Annotated in this window: 15 protein-coding genes; 12 read left to right on the forward strand and 3 right to left on the reverse strand. The window is 48.6% G+C overall.

The features are described from left to right. Positions 1-7: 7 nt before the first annotated feature. Entirely contained in the window at positions 8-1,879 is a 1,872-nt protein-coding gene (recQ, locus tag AR543_RS08995; RefSeq protein WP_060533678.1) for a DNA helicase RecQ, read from the forward strand. A gap of 169 nt (positions 1,880-2,048) precedes the next feature. Here the strand turns inward: recQ and AR543_RS09000 are convergent, their stop codons facing one another. Then, the gene (locus tag AR543_RS09000) at positions 2,049-2,456 is read right to left on the reverse strand and encodes a DoxX family protein (protein WP_060533680.1); all 408 of its coding nucleotides are present in this window, start codon (positions 2,454-2,456) and stop codon (positions 2,049-2,051) included. A 246-nt stretch (positions 2,457-2,702) separates the two neighbouring features. On the opposite strand from AR543_RS09000, the gene AR543_RS09005 reads away from it, so the two are divergent. The 6 genes from AR543_RS09005 to AR543_RS09030 all read left to right on the forward strand — a co-directional run bounded on the left by AR543_RS09005 (position 2,703) and on the right by AR543_RS09030 (position 9,096). Next, complete coding sequence (locus AR543_RS09005) at positions 2,703-3,533, forward strand: hypothetical protein (protein WP_060533682.1); 831 nt, start codon at positions 2,703-2,705, stop codon at positions 3,531-3,533. Between the two features lie 113 nt (positions 3,534-3,646). After that, entirely contained in the window at positions 3,647-4,402 is a 756-nt protein-coding gene (locus AR543_RS09010; RefSeq protein ID WP_060533684.1) for a thioesterase II family protein, read from the forward strand. Positions 4,403-4,752: 350 nt separating this feature from the next. Beyond that, positions 4,753-6,522 (forward strand): B12-binding domain-containing radical SAM protein, encoded by a 1,770-nt coding sequence (locus tag AR543_RS09015; RefSeq protein ID WP_060533686.1) that lies wholly within the window; start codon positions 4,753-4,755, stop codon positions 6,520-6,522. Positions 6,523-6,817: 295 nt separating this feature from the next. Continuing rightward, a complete protein-coding gene (locus AR543_RS09020) occupies positions 6,818-7,612 on the forward strand; it encodes a PP2C family serine/threonine-protein phosphatase (protein WP_060533688.1) in 795 nt (264 codons plus the stop codon). 97 nt (positions 7,613-7,709) lie between these two features. Continuing rightward, positions 7,710-8,165: a DUF3237 domain-containing protein gene (locus tag AR543_RS09025; RefSeq protein WP_060533690.1), complete on the forward strand. Its 456-nt coding sequence runs from the start codon at positions 7,710-7,712 to the stop codon at positions 8,163-8,165. Between the two features lie 172 nt (positions 8,166-8,337). Then, a complete protein-coding gene (locus tag AR543_RS09030) occupies positions 8,338-9,096 on the forward strand; it encodes an HD domain-containing protein (protein ID WP_082472176.1) in 759 nt (252 codons plus the stop codon). A 132-nt stretch (positions 9,097-9,228) separates the two neighbouring features. Here the strand turns inward: AR543_RS09030 and AR543_RS09035 are convergent, their stop codons facing one another. Both AR543_RS09035 and AR543_RS09040 read right to left on the reverse strand, forming a co-directional pair. Then, positions 9,229-10,686 (reverse strand): glycoside hydrolase family 32 protein, encoded by a 1,458-nt coding sequence (locus AR543_RS09035; RefSeq protein ID WP_060533693.1) that lies wholly within the window; start codon positions 10,684-10,686, stop codon positions 9,229-9,231. Between the two features lie 226 nt (positions 10,687-10,912). Then, positions 10,913-11,827, reverse strand: a complete 915-nt coding sequence (locus tag AR543_RS09040; RefSeq protein ID WP_060533695.1) for a methyl-accepting chemotaxis protein — start codon at positions 11,825-11,827, stop codon at positions 10,913-10,915. A 529-nt stretch (positions 11,828-12,356) separates the two neighbouring features. Between AR543_RS09040 and AR543_RS09045 the strand changes: the two genes are divergently transcribed. From AR543_RS09045 to AR543_RS09065, 5 genes are all read left to right on the forward strand, one after another. After that, on the forward strand, positions 12,357-12,998 hold the full coding sequence (locus tag AR543_RS09045) for a hypothetical protein (protein WP_060533697.1): 642 nt from the start codon (positions 12,357-12,359) through the stop codon (positions 12,996-12,998). A gap of 1 nt (position 12,999) precedes the next feature. Further along, positions 13,000-13,482, forward strand: a complete 483-nt coding sequence (locus AR543_RS09050) for a DUF7716 domain-containing protein (RefSeq protein WP_060533699.1) — start codon at positions 13,000-13,002, stop codon at positions 13,480-13,482. Between the two features lie 63 nt (positions 13,483-13,545). Further along, complete coding sequence (locus tag AR543_RS09055; RefSeq protein ID WP_060533701.1) at positions 13,546-15,375, forward strand: HSP90 family protein; 1,830 nt, start codon at positions 13,546-13,548, stop codon at positions 15,373-15,375. Further along, positions 15,372-16,460 (forward strand): hypothetical protein, encoded by a 1,089-nt coding sequence (locus tag AR543_RS09060; protein WP_060533703.1) that lies wholly within the window; start codon positions 15,372-15,374, stop codon positions 16,458-16,460. The genes AR543_RS09055 and AR543_RS09060 overlap by 4 nt, the downstream gene beginning before the upstream one ends. A 2-nt stretch (positions 16,461-16,462) precedes the next feature. After that, positions 16,463-17,524: a hypothetical protein gene (locus AR543_RS09065; protein ID WP_060533705.1), complete on the forward strand. Its 1,062-nt coding sequence runs from the start codon at positions 16,463-16,465 to the stop codon at positions 17,522-17,524. Positions 17,525-17,624 lie beyond the last annotated feature (100 nt).

Below are 17,624 nucleotides of genomic sequence, written 5' to 3' on the forward strand. Positions count from 1 at the left end.
TTTGTACATGAGCGTGCAGGCGCCTGCCATGCAGCAGGCACAGGAGCTGCTGCAGAAATATTTTGGATATGAGGATTTTCGTGAAGGACAGCGCAAGATTGTATCGAGTCTGCTGGAACGCCATGATACGCTGGGCATTATGCCGACAGGCGGCGGTAAATCGATCTGTTATCAGATTCCGGCGCTGGTCAATGATGGCGTGACCCTGGTCATCTCGCCGCTTATCTCGCTGATGAAGGATCAGGTAGATGCGCTGACAGCAGCGGGTGTACCTGCTGCGTATATTAACAGTACCCTGTCCGGCAAAGAGGTCAATGATCGCATACGTGCTGCACGGCGCGGTGATCTCAAACTGCTGTATGTCGCTCCCGAGCGCCTGGAGCTGGACTGGTTCCGCGACGAGATGAACGGTGTGCAGATTACCTGCATCGCAGTCGATGAAGCACACTGCGTCTCCCAGTGGGGGCATGATTTCCGGACGAGTTATCTGGAGATTGCCCCCTTTGTGGAGCAGATGCCAGAGCGTCCGATGGTCGCTGCTTTTACCGCTACGGCGACACCGGAAGTACGCAGCGATATTTTGCGTCTGCTGCGTCTGGATCAGCCGGAAGTATTTATTACCGGACTCGGTCGTGACAATCTGTCCATGTCGGTACTGCGTGGCACCCAGCGCAAGGAATTTGTGATCGATTATGCCCGTTCCCATGAAAATGAATCCGGTATTGTCTACGCAGCTACGCGCAAGGATGTAGACGATCTGTACAGCCGTCTGCTCAGTAGCGGTGTGAGTGCAGGCCGTTATCATGCAGGGATGAGTGACGATGAGCGTGATCAGAGCCAGGAAGCATTCCTGTATGATGATGTACGGGTCATCGTGGCTACCAATGCATTCGGTATGGGGATCGACAAATCCAACGTGCGCTATGTGATTCATTATAATATGCCCAAAAATATGGAAGCCTATATTCAGGAAGCCGGACGTGCCGGTCGAGATGGCGATCCGAGTGAATGTATTTTGCTGTTCAGTCCGCAGGATATTATGACCCAGAAGTTCCTGCTGGAACAGAATATGAATGAAGGCGACCGCAAGCATAACGATTACCGCAAAATGCAGCAGATGATCGACTACTGCTATACAACCAAATGTCTGCGCAATGCGATGCTGGATTACTTTGGCGAAGAGCATTCCGGAGAGCCTTGCGGACAATGCAGCTCCTGTCGGGATAATCGCGAACTGGTGGATACGACGATCGAGGCGCAAAAGATTTTTTCCTGTATCTATCGTCTGCGTGAACGGTTCGGCGTATCGGTAGTTGCCCAGGTACTCAAGGGATCCCGCAACAAAAAGATCGTACAATACAAATTCGATGAGCTGCCTACCCATGGTCTGCTGTCTCATCTGACCGAAAAGGAAATCTCGGAGCGCATTAATGTGCTGGCTGCAGAAGGCTATCTACTGCTCACCGAAGGCCAGTATCCGGTTGTCAAACTGCAGCCGCTGGCAGGCGAAGTGCTAAAAGGACAACATAAAGTGATGCAGAGAGCACCGCTGCCAGCTGCAGCGGCAGGCCGTGTATCCTCTTCCCGCAGTCGTTCGAGTAGCCGCGGCGAAGAACTGTCGGCGGTAAACGAGACGATCTTCGAGCAGCTGCGTCTGATCCGCCGGGAGCTGGCTTCGCGCGAAGGTGTGCCTTCGTATATTATTTTCAATGATGCTACACTGCGCGAGATGAGTGTCGTGGAACCGCAGAGCGAAGGCGAGATGCTGACGATCAAAGGGGTCGGCGAAGTGAAATATCGTAAATACGGCGAGCCTTTCCTGGCTTTCTTCCAAAAGAAAACGATGGAAGAAGACAGCATATACGGCGACGATCTGTAGAGGTTATACAGGCAAGCAGCTGTCATATCGAATTGGATTATATAAAGAAGAAACAAATCAAAAGCGCGGTACCCTGACAGGTATCGTGCTTTTTTGGCTCCATAATGAAGCAGGACGTATAGAATGATGTACTTGCTTTATCTTTCTTTGATATTCGAACTGCCCTGTATTAATGACGGCTGGCTCTGCGGCCAAACAGTAGATGATCCAGCGACCAGCGCGTCCGGTCGGCTACCGCCAGATAAAGAGCAATCATGATGTAAGCCAGATCCATCTCATAACCGGCCATCTGTCCATTACCGAGCAGTCCGAGAGACAGCTTGGCGGTAAATATAGCTCCGAGCAGAATAATGATCAATACGATAGACACATAACGGGTCAACAAACCTACGATTAGCAAAATACCGCCTACCAATTCGATAGGGGATACAATATATGCCATAAATCCGGGAATACCGATACTTTGGAAATAGCCGGCTACACCATCCAGCCCCATCTGAAATTTACTGATACCATGAGCTAAAAATAAAATACCAAGAACTACTCTCATAACGGTTGTAACTACTGCAATCTTCATAACAAAAACTCCCTTTTAAATTAATAATAAATAACTAACTAAAAGTAATTTATAATATTTTAATCAGTAGGTCAACAAAAATATTTTGGAAACAGTAAGGATGTTGAAGAATATCGGAGATAACGTCGCCACGATAACGAACGCAGTGTATACTGGACAAAGCTGGAAGTTTAGCCCAAACCAAGAGGTTATTTACCAATCATTAGCGAAGTTACAAAATAAACCAGGAAGTGAAGGAAGGTAGATATGCCTTTATTTCAGAAATATATCGGTATTGATTATTCAGGAGCAGAGCGTCCCGATTCCCGTATTCGCGGGCTGGCAGTAGCAGAATCGGAGGGCAATCAGCGCTGCCACTTGCTGATAGGCCCGCAGTATAAATCGGATCGGAATCTGCCGGTTCCCGAGAGCAAATCCCATCTGTGGTCCCGGCGAAATGTCTATTTGTGGCTGCGTGATCAATTACTGACCAGCAGCGAACGGATGATTATCGGACTGGATCACGGTCTTTCGTATCCGGTTCATAGTCTGGAACAACTGCAATTGAATGATTGGGATTCGTTTCTAAAGTGGAGCCGCCGCACCTGGAAAACGACCCGGCTTACGATGAAGGACAGCAAGCAGCAGGCCGATTATATTAACTCGACAGAGAAGCGGCTGGTTGAACGGGAATTCGTTCCCAGTACCAAAAGTGTGATGGATCTGGATCGTGTATCCGGAATGCAGGGCGCTGTCTCGTACTCGACTCACACCGGACTGCCATGGATCGGCAGGCTGCGTAGATACCAGCAGCATTACGGGATGAAAGTGCATTTCTGGCCCTATGACGGTGTTACTGTTCCTGCCGATCATCATGTGATAGTAGAAGGATATCCGTCATTATACCGAAGACGAATGCAGCAGGAGGATTGGAGTACAGCGATGAGTGAGCATGAACGGGATGCCTGTTATATCGCCCGCTGGATGCAGGATCGCGATCAGGCCGATACACTGCTTCCCTATCTGGAGCTGCCTACACTCAGTGCCGATGAACACCGATTGATCCGCCGTGAAGGCTGGGTACTGGGCTGTCTGTAGCTATCCATACCAACCCAGGCCGTTAATAATGCCGTACGAATACTATGGATACAGCTTTTATTTTTGGCAGTTATGTCGGTATATCATTTTACTAAAAGAGAGGAAGAATATTGATGCAACAGTATAATCTCAATGCGCGCCGAATCCGCTTGTTCGCTTTTGCCTATGCAGGTGGCAGCAGCACTATATTTAACAGCTGGAAAAAGCAGCTCCATCCCGATATCGAGCTGATCCCGGTTGAGCTTCCCGGACATGGGAGCCGAATGAGCGAACCGCTGCTGGAGCGGATGGAACAGGTGATCGAGAGCGCATGGCAGGATATCCAGCCTTACCTGCAGGATAACCGCGACTTTGCCTTTATCGGTCACAGCATGGGCAGTATGCTGGCTTTTGAAATGATACATAAAGTGCACCGCGAGACCGGACGCTATCCAATCTGCAGTTTTTTTGCCGGACGGGTACCGCCGCATATTAGCCGCGATCATCAGTGGGGCGCCCTGCCAGACGATCAATTTATGGAAAAAGTCCGTACACTCGGCGGTCTGCCGGATGCTGTACTGGAGCATGAAGAGCTGCTGCAGCTGTTCCTCCCAATCCTGCGCGCCGACTTCCGATTGGTCGAAGACTACCGATACGATGGTCAATACCCGTTACTGCCGCTGCCGATCTTCGTCATGACCGGAGAGCAGGACGATATGACAAACGAGGATATTCAGGGCTGGAGCAGCTATTCTGCCATCTCCTGCCGCTATTTCACCTATCCCGATGGACACTTCTTCATCAATACCTGCGCTGAACAGGTCATACGAGATGTTAACAACACCTTTGCCGGAATCATCCATAGCCAAAGCAGCGCACACCGATCATAGTCGTTACAAGCAGAAAGATCTGCAGATCTCAAAACAAATACTGCCGTATTGTTGTACAACCATTATCACTATGTTGCGGTTACTGCATCACCATGCATCTGCACGGAGCGGAGAAGAGAGAATTCTGCCAACGCCCGACATTTAAAAATGGAAATCAACTGCTGAAGGCAGTCATTCAAGATTTCCATTTTTAACCGGAGGAAGTGGCAGAATCTCTTTTCGCAGCGGTAACTCATTCAAACCACCAGCGGCTACCCATATTCAGCACACCAGCGTTTGCCGACTCAAGCCACCAGCACGCTTGGCTGTCCAAGCCACCTCAGTATGAACATTCCGAAGGGAGCGATTCCATGAAAGTCGTACTGTCCACCTTGAATGCCAAATACATTCACACATCCCTGGCGATTCGTTGTCTCAAAGCCTATAGCGAAAAAGATTTCGATATCGAGCTGGCAGAATACACGATCAAAGATCCCGTGATGAATATCGTCTCCGATCTGTATCAGCGTCGCCCAGATGTAATTGGATTCTCCTGTTATATCTGGAATATTGAAGAGACGATCAAAGTCATTGATGTGCTGCGGAAAGTACTGCCGGAAGTAAAAATCATTCTCGGTGGTCCGGAAGTGTCCTACGATACCGAACATTGGATGAACCGCCTGACCAATGTGGATTTTATAGTGGTTGGAGAAGGGGAAGAGACGTTCCATCATCTTCTTCAGGAGATTGAAGGGGCGGGCAAATATCATTTTATTTATGGAGTCGCCTACCGCAAAGGGGAAGAAGTCATTGTCATGCCTGGCCGTCCAAAGCAGGATCTGAATGAGCTGCCCAGTCCGCATCGTTTTGCCGAAGATGTTGCAGATCTGGGCAAGCGGGTCGTTTATTTTGAAACGAGCCGCGGCTGTCCGTTCAGCTGCCAGTTCTGCCTGTCGAGTATCGAGGTGGGTGTACGGTATTTTGATATCGAACGCACCAAAAGCGATATCCTATATCTAATCGAAAATGGGGCCAAGCTCATCAAGTTTGTGGATCGTACTTTTAATATCAAGCGGGATTATGCACTGGAGATGTTCCGGTTTCTGATCGAGAATCATAACGGGTGTACATTCCAATTTGAGATTACAGCTGATATTATGCGGCCGGAAGTACTGGATTATCTGGCCGAACATGCACCGCCCGGCGTATTTCGCTTTGAGATCGGTGTGCAGTCAACGAACGACCCGACCAATGAGCTGGTCAAACGCCGCCAGAATTTCACCAAATTGAGCCGTACCGTAACCAAAATCAGGGAGTCCGGTAAAATCGACCAGCATCTCGATCTGATCGCCGGCCTGCCAATGGAGGATTACAACACTTTTCGTAAAACATTTAACGATGTATTCGCGCTTGGCCCGGAAGAACTGCAGCTGGGATTCCTCAAAATGCTGCGCGGTACCGGTCTGCGAATCGATGCGGACAAATATGAATATACCTATATGGATCAGGCACCGTATGAGATTCTGAGCAGTCATATGCTGTCTTTTGATGATATTGTCCGGCTCAAGCGGCTGGAGGATGTACTGGAAAAGTACTGGAATGCTCACCGGATGGATTATACCTTGCACTATCTGATGAAAGATGAATTCAGCTCGCCGTTCGACTTTTTCCAGGAGTTCGGCAATTACTGGGAAGCACAGGGCTGGCAAAAGATCGGTCACCAGCTGGAAGATTTGTTTATCCGTCTGCAATCCTTTTTGAGAGATCGCGGTACAGAGCGAATGGATGTGATTCTGGGGTTGATGAAACTGGATTACTTCCTCAATCATAAGTACAAGCCGCGCAAAATCTGGTGGGAACCCACGGTAGATAAATCCCGGCTTAACCAGCATATTCAGCGGGCTGTCCGGCAGCCGGAGACGATCTCGGCGGAATTTGCAGAGCTGGATCTGGATGACAAAGATATGCACAAGCATATGGTCATGGAAGAACTGCCTTTCCGTCTGGATCAATTGCTGGCTGGCGTACCGATCACCGGTGCACAGGGACGCAGCCTGCTGATGGTCGCCTATCAGCAAAACGAACAGCAAAAACCGCTGTTTTTTGTAGCGGCATTGACATCCGAGAGGGCAGCGCTGTAATTGGTCCGTATAACAGTAATAACATTAGGCCGCAGCATTCACCTGTCAGGAGAGGAAGCTTTTGCCAAAGGAATAGGAGCTGTCCATCCGCTGTCATGCTCATAGCTGTCCAAGAACAGGCCGCAACACACAGCGCGGTCTGTTTTCTTTTATACTAATGTACAGCGATGCGTCATATTCAGATGGGGAAGGTTTATCGAATCTGGTTAATTGTAAAAGAATCCTTCATAGGCATGAAAACGAATCAAGCCGAATTAAGACGATAAAATATAATTGATAAAAGGAGGCTGCAGGCATGAGCTACAGTTGGGTAGGCAGCAGATATATGTTTTTGGATGAGATCTCAGTCTCCGAACAAAAAGGCATACATATCGGACGATATGGCGGACATACGCTTAGCGGAGCGAACAAGAACGAAGATGGACTGATGGTGCTTCAGAGTGAGACAGGACAGTGGAAGCTGGCAATACTGATGGATGCCCATCAGACAGCGGAAAGTGCGACACTGGTAATTGATTACCTGCTGAGTCAGCAGGAAGAACTGAACCGGGTACTGAACAGCAGCGATACCTTTGAACGACTAGATTATTATTTCAATGGATTATTCAGCAGCAGAGCGTTTCGTGAAGCCTGTCAGACGGTTCAGGGCGAGACAGCCTGTCTGATTGTATATCAACGCGACCAGTATATCTGGTGGTTCTCGGTAGGGGATTGCGCAGCGTATTTGCTGCATCCCGAGCTGTCCAAATGGGACCAGTATATGCTGAATCAACGGCAATTCTATGAATGGATTGGCAAAGTGAATACATTCGATCTGCCGGTACCCTGCTACAGCTCCGGCCGCCGGGAATTGCGCAGCGGACGCAATATGATTGTGATGCTGACAGATGGCGTGCTGGATGGAGCGGAAGGCTTTTACAATACGCCGTCTCATCTCTATCAAGCGCTGTATAATGACAACAGCATGAGTCACAATCTGCATCATATCCTGAACCATCTGCACACCCATCAGGCTTATGACAGTGCGACACTGATCTGCTGGGAAGTGGATAATGCCTGCGAAGCAGCAATACCTTCGGATATGAAGTAAGCAGAACAGGGAGATATTTTGACAAGGTCTTTCTTTCTTCTTTATAATAATATGTAAATAAAAACATGTATTTATATACATTATAAGGAGAGATACGATGCAGCAGCCTACGCTTAACAAAATAGCTTCCCTGACGATTCAGGTAGATACACCGATAGATGTGGGTGTGACGCCTATGGGGCGCCGCCGTCTGATTCCGATTCTGTCCGGAAAGGTGACTGGTCAGATCGAGGGAAATCTGCTGCCTGGCGGTGTGGATTCACAGATTATCCGTCCGGATAGCAAAACAGATCTGTCGGCGCGCTATGTTATTCGCACCCATGATAATGAATTGATCTATATCGAAAACAATGGGATTCGCCAGGTCAGTGAGCCTTACCGGGAGCAGGCAGCAGCAGGAGAAATCATCGCACCGGAGCATGTCTATTTCCGCACGGTTCCGGTATTTGAGACCAGCAGTCCGCGTTACAGCTGGTTGCAGGATCGTATATGTATTGGAGCGGCTACCCGTCTGCCGGATGCGGTGCTGTTGGATATTTACGAAGTCCTGTAGACAGCGCAGAATGATTGGATTTATTGCAGATGGATCAATTTCATAACTTGGGAAAACACTAAAACGACTGCCTTTGGTATACTATACAGGGCAGTCGTTTTAGCGCTGTGATCATGATTTATAACACCGGAATGTACATATACCCACCGGGCAAAACGAAAGGAAATTTCTCATGACAACTTCTAATAACCGTCAGTTTAATAATTTGCAGCCATCTGAAATGAAAACTTCACCTCCCGACCATCTTATAGATGCGATCCAAGTAGATGATGCTCCCGGTCTATCTTCTGCCAGACAGCAGATGCTGGATAAGACCGAAGCGTTTGTACGAACCGAACTGAGTGGAGAGACAAGCGGGCATGACTGGTGGCATATTCATCGGGTTGTGCAAATGACCCGCCGTCTGGCTGCAGCCGAGCAAGCAGATTTATTTGTCTGCACCATGGCTGCTCTGCTGCATGATATCCCCGACGAGAAATTAAACGTGTCCAAGGAAGCAGGGATGGAGCGTCTGAATTACTGGCTGGATGAGCAGCCACTGGAGCAGCAGGACCGCGAGCATATCCTGGAGATTATCGGCAATATGTCATATAACGGAGGCAATAACCCTCCGATGCGTACGATAGAAGGACAGGTCGTACAGGACGCCGACCGGCTGGATGCGATCGGAGCAATTGCAATCGCGCGCTGTTTTGTCTATGCCGGCCATGTAGGGGATCTGATGTACGATCCAGAGGTACCGGTACGGGAGAATATGACTGCGGAGGAATACCGCAATGGACAGAGTACCGCGATTAACCATTTTCACGAGAAGCTGCTCAAGCTCAAAGACCGGATCAATACACCGGCAGCCCGCGAGATTGCCGAGGAGCGCCATCAGTACATGCAGGACTATGTCGACCGCTTCTACCGGGAATGGAATGGTATCTAAAAAAGTAAGGCAGCAGAGATCAATTGATCCTGCTGCCTTTTTGACAGGGAATATGAAGTGTGCGCAGTCGTTGAGCAATCGGGTTGTTGCTACAAATAATATCTGGCATCATTCTGTATCTTCAGCTGTTGGTTATGGAGCTGCCGCAATATAGCTGTCATACAGCCGTATATCCCCGCCGCGCGTATAGATGGAGATCCGTTCGCATGTTTTATCCGGGAAAATCAGGCTGGTGATCGAATACAGTCCATCATTGATAAATACTTCTACCGATGACGCATCCAGTACAATCCGCAGGCCAAAGTGACTGCTGGATGGAATATGAATCTGCTGCGGACGGTTGAACATGAGTGCATATTCGGCATCCTCGGTCAGCTGCCGTTTTACACTCAGCAGTTCACTGCCAGAGTTATAGGATACCGTAGTCTGCTGATCGGCAGTATGATGAATAATCACACCGAATTCTTCAATACCGTCATGCTGCAGATGCAGATTGATATCGGCAATGCTCGCAGGCAGATCAACTTCATATGCTTGACCATCAGCTACAGACAAGCTTCTTAGTTTGGTTTTGGAGGTGAAATGGCGATCCAGCTCTGCGACCGGTCGCTGACAGAGTACCATTTTGTCTTTGATCGACCGCAGCGACAGCACACGCGGCAGTGTCATCGAGCCGCGCCAGCTGCCGGTTGGCAGTTGATGGGCGTACCGCCAGTTGTTCATCCAGGCCATATAGATACGGCGACCATCCGATTGGGGAATATCCGAGAAACTGACACCTGCATAGTTGTCCCGGCCGTAATCCAGCCACTGGATATTGGAGTGATCCGGCATAAACTGCCGTCCGTCAAAAGAACCGGTAAAATACTGCGTGCGCGAGCCATGATACAGCTCCGGACTGTCCCCTATACTGACCAGCAGCACCCATTTGCTCGCTTCGGTTCCTTCAACCGGGAGACGGAACAGATCCGGACATTCCCATACCCCTTCATGACAGCCGATACCGGCTCCAAATTCACTGACCAGCTTCCAGTCCAGCAGATTGGATGACGTATAGAACGAAATGCTTTGTCCGGTCGCAAGCGCCATCACCCAGTATCCTTTGGGACGATACCAGAACACTTTGGGATCGCGGAAGTCTTTCCTATCTGCGCTGCGCAGTACCGGGTTGTGCTCATACTTGGTCCACGTTCTGCCCCGGTCATGACTGTAGGCAATACATTGGGACTGTACATATGGACTATTCGGAGAATCGGGCGTCTCCAGATGCGTGGTATAGATAGCGACCATACCCGGTTCATCCGGAAACAGACCAGACGTATTGTTCCAGTCGATCACGGCACTGCCCGAGAAGATTGTCCCCTGTTCATCCGGATAGAGAGCGATCTCCAGCTCTTCCCAGTGAATCAGATCCGTGCTGACAGCATGACCCCAGTGCATCGGTCCCCAGACGGTAGAATGCGGATGATGCTGATAGAACAGATGGTATTCGCCTTCAAAATAAACGAGTCCATTCGGATCATTAATCCAGTTCTGCTGCGGTGCGAAGTGCAGATGCGGTCTATAACTTTTGAGAAAAGAGGATTCCATCGAATGACCACCTTTGCAGGAATTTGGCAGTACTTGATACTTATTTTATGATAACGTTTTCAATAAAGAGCAGTATTCATCGGAATACTTGCTGCTACCTCCTATTTTATACAATTCACGTGTGATGTTCTATGCTTTCACGACAGGAATTGAAGATTAATTCAAAAAAATAGGCTGCTATCACAATATCTTGCGATAACGGCCTGCTGATCGGTATAAAAAGAAATTAGACGATATCGGAGACTTTGCGTGCTTGCATATCCAGCTGCTGAGCGGAAGAAGCAATCGTGGAAAATTCATCAATAGCAATCTGAATTTGCTGTTGGCTCTTCTCTACATCACTTTGTACGCCGGTAGTTCCATCCGAGATTTTATTGATTTCCTGAGTGATAGAATCTACGCTGTTTTTTACTTCGATAATGGACTTTTCGACCATCCCGGATAATTTGCGGACTTCCTTGGCCACAACGTCAAATCCTCGTCCATATTCACCGGCATGAGCCGCTTCGATCGCTGCATTGAGCGCCAGCAGATGCGTCTGGGAAGCAATATCGCGAATCGTCTGTACAACTCCCTGGATAGCATGAGCCTGCTGATGCAGATTTTGAAGAGTAGACGTGTTTTCCATTGAAGCCTGGGCAATCTTGTTGATACTGGACAGCAGATCCTGATTACGCTGAGTACCGGTCTCGGCACGGTGAGTTAGCTCGTCGGCCATACTTTGCATATCCTGTACCACATTCGTAATATTGTTCTGGCGTGTCGTAATATTGGCCGCAATCTTGGTAACACCGATTACTTGGGTTCCCGCTTCGTTAAATACAGGCATATAAGTAGCTTCCAGCCAGAGGGCATTACCATGGGCATCCATGCGTTTGATTTTATCCTGGAAGCTTTTTCCGGAAAACAAGCTTTTCCACATCATTTCATATTCAGGACTGTTTACAAATTCGGGAAAGCAGAATGATTTGTGACTCATACCCAGCATAGCAGCCGGTGTATATCCCATAGCTCCTGCAAAAATAGGATTTACATAAGCGACCTGACGATTTCTGTCAAAACGGATAATAGCCAAATTCTTCTCCAAAGATTTTACTACAAGCGCATCGGTTACCATTTGATCCTGTTGGTTGGTTGTCATAATACTGTATTCCTCCACGTCCAAATTCATTATCGGTAATTTTTTATTTTAGATGTTCGGAATTGATAGTTTATTGAATTACCTGGATACTACATATTATCGTATGGAGAAGCTCAATTGATTAGGTCAAAAGTAGTATAATTATAAAAATATTTTACAAAATTATATTTAACACAAAGTAGTTTTGCCGCTAACTATCTTTATCATTCAAAAACGATTACTTTTCTTCAAATAACTCCACACTGATGACAGAAAATGAACGATTTATGCGGCTTATAAAATCACTTTTCTACATGAATTATTGGGAAGGTAAAAAGAATTTAATCTATTGCCAACGTCAGAAGGTAATCTGCCAGTCAGGTTGTTCCGGGGCAAATACATCGGTATACTTAGAAGTAACATATCCTGTTCACGGGCAGGAGTTGGGGAGAGAATTGTAATGTAATCCGACCTGTAACCATCAAAGACCACTATTATGAATAGGCCAAGAACAAGTTATGGCAGCATAACCTGTTAGGGAGGTGCAAAGGTGAAACGTTTCAAAGACCCTGTTGGAATGCCTTATTCGGTGTATGCGATTCTAAGCGGGGGCGGTGAAATCATCGTCAAATGTGCTCACTGCCAAGGTCCGGCCAACATTCGTTATCTGCCGGATCAACAGGAAGTGGTGATGCGCTGTTCGCATTGTCTATATCAGACCGTCCATCAGCCACGATATGCTTACTCTGCAGCTGCGGTATGTACGCACTGCGAGAGATGGTTCAACCAGCCGCTGCATAACCGGCAGCAGTTTGGTCAAAAGAAGGTTCATTTTCCATGCCCTTACTGTCATACAATTAATCGTGCAGAAGTTCGCAAGCAGGAGACTGGATACTGGCAGATGCCGGAGATCCATCAGGGCAGAGATCCTTATTTTGGCCTGGAGCTGTATTTTATGGATTGTTATCGTGGTCAACCGGTATGGGCGCTCAATCGCGAACACCTGAGTTATCTGCTGGATTATATCTCTGCAGACCTGCGCGAGAATTCTATGTATTTTCAGATTATTCGTACGGCTTCCCATCCTTTGCCAAAGTATATGAAAGAAGCCAAAAACCGGGACGGCATCGTCAGACTGCTGCGCAAAATGCAAAACAAACGCAGTCTATCCTCCAGCGGAAAAGAGGGATGAGATGAGCCGATATGAAGATCGGATGGCGGATTACAAACGGAGAAGCCGTCCAGACAGCATGACTTTCGCACATCTGCAGGAACTGGTCGCTATACACGGACAGCTGCATAACGAATGGCTCTATACCAATGTGGACTACTGGGAAGAAGATCCGCTCCATACGCCTGTCTACTACTTCAGTGAGGAATGGCTATGGGAGCAGGAGGAGCAGGGATTGGCGGTGCAAAATGACCGCGAAGATCTGCTGCCTGCCGGATTGGCGAATACAGGGATTCAGACATGGCTGGAGCTTGCCACATTCGAAGATATCATCGATGTACTCAGGCAGGCCAAACAGCCGGTATCACTAACCATGAACGTTATGGCACTGAAGCATTATTATAAATATGATGCGTTTCTGGATTACGATCAGGCCGCAAGCCGAATCCAAATTATACAGGTACTTCAACAAGTTGCTGAACACAAGCAGTCTGAAGCAATATAATCACAGGCTCCGCATCCGAAAAAAACGATATATTCACATTTCAGGTGAGAATGGAGAGTACTTATGAGCAACCCGAATAATTACCGCTTTCAGGTGAACCTGAGCGGCATGATCAATATTTTATCGAATCATTTATACAGTAATCCACGGGTGTTCCTGCGTGAAGTAATGCAAAATGCAGTGGACGCCATTACCGCACGAAACCAATTAGAAACAGATTATCAGGGCAAAGTGCATATCGAGCTGGCCGGAAGTGGCGCAGGCTCTACACTGATTATCGAAGATAACGGGGTCGGTCTGACCGAAGAGGATATTCATGAATTTCTGGCACAAATCGGCCAGTCTTCCAAGCGCGGCGAGGCTGCTTTTACCGGCGAGACGACATTTATCGGACGCTTTGGTATTGGTCTGCTGTCCTGCTTTATGGTCAGTGACGAGATTGTTATGGTAACCCGCTCGGCCAAAGGTGGTCCGACACTGGAATGGCGCGGACAGCCGGATGGTACATACAGTATCCGTACTCTGGATACCGATCTGTCGGCAGGAACCAAGGTATATTTGCGCTGCAAGGCAGGTAGTGAGATGTACTACGAACCGCAGGAGCTCGAACGCGGATTGTATTACTATGGAGCACTGCTGCCTTATCCGATTACGTTCAATAATGGTACATCCAGCAAAGTGGTCAATGATTATCGTCCGGTCTGGATTCAGGACCCGGATCTGGCGCGCAGCAATCGGGAAGAAGTATTGCAATATGGCGAACGGTTGATGGGCGAGCAGTTCAGGGACTTTATTCCGCTGCGTACTGCTTCCGGGCGTACGGCAGGGATTGCCTATGTGCTGCCGCATGCAGTCAATCTGAATGCCAAGCGTTCCCATCAGGTCTATCTCAAATATATGCTTGTCTCCGACAAAGCGGAGAATATACTGCCGGACTGGGCTTTTTTTGTGAAGTGTCTGATCTGGACCGATGAACTGCAGCCTACAGCATCACGGGAACATTTTTATGAAAATGAACGGCTGGAAGAAGTGCGCGATGAGCTTGGGGAGGCGATCCGCAGCGAACTGATGCGTATGGCTGATTATGATCCCGACCGGCTGCAGCATATTATCCAGCTGCATGCCCTATCGATGAAAGCATTGGCAACCGAAGATGCCGAGTTCTACCGGATTGTTCATCGCTGGCTGCCATTCGAGACGACCTATGGACGGCGTACACTCGGTGAGATGCTCAAAGAGCATGATCATATTCACTTTACGCTGACACTGGACGAGTATCGCCAGATTACCCATGTAGCTTCGGCACAGTCGCTGCTGGTGGTCAATGGTGGATATATCTATGACGCCGAGCTGATGGCCCTGCTGCCTGATGTAAATGAACAGGTCGTAACCGAGCGTCTGCTGCCGGAAGATGTGTCGATGTCCTTTACCGACCTCACACCGCAGGAACGCAAGGATTACTACGAAAAAACCAGACTGGCAGATATGGCGCTGCAGCGGTTCCGCTGTCAGATCCAGTTAAAGCGATTCAAACCGGCCGAGCTGCCGGCATTATTTACCCTGTCCAAGGAATCTTCGGATCTGCGTTCTCTGGAAGCTGCCAAGGAAGTAAGCACAGATACGCTGTCTTCGATTCTCGGCTCACTGGGTTCCAGTATGCAGCAGTCTGCTTATTCGACACTGTATCTGAATCTGGACAATCCGGTGGTTAGACGCATTTTCCAGCCGGGCAGTGAAGAGATGATGCAGGTGGCTGTCGAGATGCTGTATGTGAATGCACTGATGATGGGTCACTATCCGATGAACAAACAGGAGATGGCTGTGCTGAATCAGGGCATTCTGCGATTTATCGAATGGGGATTGTCTGCAGGCGGTAGAGGAGACTCGTTGTGAGTACACCGATAGATCCGGAGATTCTGGCGCTGTATAGAGAAGCGCTTGACCTGCCGGACAGTCGGACCAAAGTGGAGCTACTGGAACAAGCTGTACGGATGGCGGATCATCAAGGCCATGTCGAAGCGGGATACATGGTGCGCAGCGAGCTGGTGGAAGCAGCGATATTCAGCGGCTATCCACGCAAAGCCATGATTCATTATTCATGGATGCTTGGTCAGTATGATCAGAATCCGCAGGCATACAATCAGCGTAATCTGCTCTGGTCGTATAAGTGGATACTGGTCAATGCTATTGATTTTCCGGAGATCAGCATGCAGCAGCTGCAGGAACTGATAGAGGATATGCGTGTACGTTATCAGGCTGCTGGCTATAGTGACAGGACGTATTACTCCAATCTGTATACTCTATATCTGTACGCCGGAGAGCTGGAGCAAGCACAAACTGCCATGGAACAGGTACAGCGGATGCCGCGTGACGAGATGAGTGACTGCTCCGCCTGTGAGCAGGATGAACTGGTGGATCACTACATTATTCTGGGCAGGTATGAAGAAGCGCTGCAGGCAGCAGAGCCTATTTTACAGGGAAGAATGAGCTGCACTACGGTGCCCCATCAGACGATTGCTTCGCTGCTGTTACCGCTCTACCATTTGGGACGTACAGCCGAAGCGGAAGACTACCGCAGTCGCAATTATGCGAATATTGCAGGTAATCGGGATTATTTGCAGTCGATAGGCGCGCATATTGGCTATCTTACGCATACCGATCCATTTCTCGGGCTGGATCTGTTCGAACGTCATGCAGATTGGTTGATCGATCATGAGAGTATATGGGAGGTCATGATGTTCACAATGTATGCAGCCGGGCTGCTGCGGCGGTTAAGCAAGGAGAAGGATGTGCATTATCAAATCCGTCTGCCTGCGGAATACGGCTATACCGGCGATAAGGCAGATATAGGTGCGCTGGCTGATTATGTGCTGGCTCAGGCGCTGGATATCGCAGCTCAATTTGATAAGCGAAATGGCAACTCGTATTATACTGGCAGGATTCATCACTATATCAGGGAAACGGAGGAGTATAATTAATTATGAATACAGAACGGGGTTATGAAGAATTACTGGACGAAGCGTATCAACTGCCCAATGGACATGCCAAGCTGGAGCTGCTGGAAGAAGCAGCCCGGATTGCCGACAGTCTCGGCGAAGTAGACGCCGGCTATGAAATTCGCGGAGAGATTGTCGAGACAGCGACATTCAGCGGGTATCCGCGCAAAGCGCTTGTCGCTTTTTCCTGGCAGCTGGGACAGTATGACAAGAATCCAGAGGAGTACTATGACTACCCGCTGCTCTGGTCATATAAATGGATCGTAGATAATCTGCTCTGTTTTCCGGAGATTGAGCGGGCACAGATTGATAATCTGCTGGAAGATATGCGTCGCCGGTATCAGGAGCACGGTTATAATGACCGGACCTACTGGTATTACCGGTTTACACTGGCTCTGCAGTCCGGTGAACTGGACGAAGCCGGACAGTTTCTGCAGCAGCTGAGACCTATGGAACGCGATGGCATGAGCGATTGCGAAGCCTGCGAGCAGAATGAATTTGTCGAATACTATATGCGTCTGGGTGATGATGAACAACTTCTGGATGCGGCGCAGCCTATTTTGGCCAAGAAAATGACATGTGCCGAGATTCCTCATCTGACGATCTCCAAAGTATTACTGCCTCTGCACCGTCAGGGACGACAGCAGGAAGCAGACAAATACCAGAAGCAGGGTTATCGTCTGATCAAGGACAATCATGACTTTTTGCGCTGCGTGGGTGAGCAGATCGGATACCTGACCGTGACAGATCCATTCAAGGGACTGGAGCTTTTTGAAAAGCATATTTCCTGGACAGCCGAGCACGAAGATCCGCTCGACAATATGCTGTTTCATGGTTATGCAGCAGCGTTATTCCGGCGTCTGGCTGAGGAGCAGGTGAACTTCAATGTGAAACTTCCATCCTTTTACCCGTACCCAGAGCATGCGACAGACGTGAGCAGACTGGCTGCCCAGTACAGTGAGATGGCGCTGGAAACTGCACGCAAGCTGGATAAGCGTAATCACAACCAGTATTACGTTACGTATATCCAGGCACTGCCACGCTAAATACAACTGAGATATAAAAGTTTGGATTGGCGTAGCAGGACAGCATGATTATGCAGAAAAGGGCGCTCTGACGAGCGCCTTTTTATATGATAAGACTGCT

It is taken from the genome of Paenibacillus bovis, from assembly GCF_001421015.2.
GTDB classification, from domain to species: Bacteria; Bacillota; Bacilli; order Paenibacillales; family Paenibacillaceae; genus Saccharibacillus; species Saccharibacillus bovis.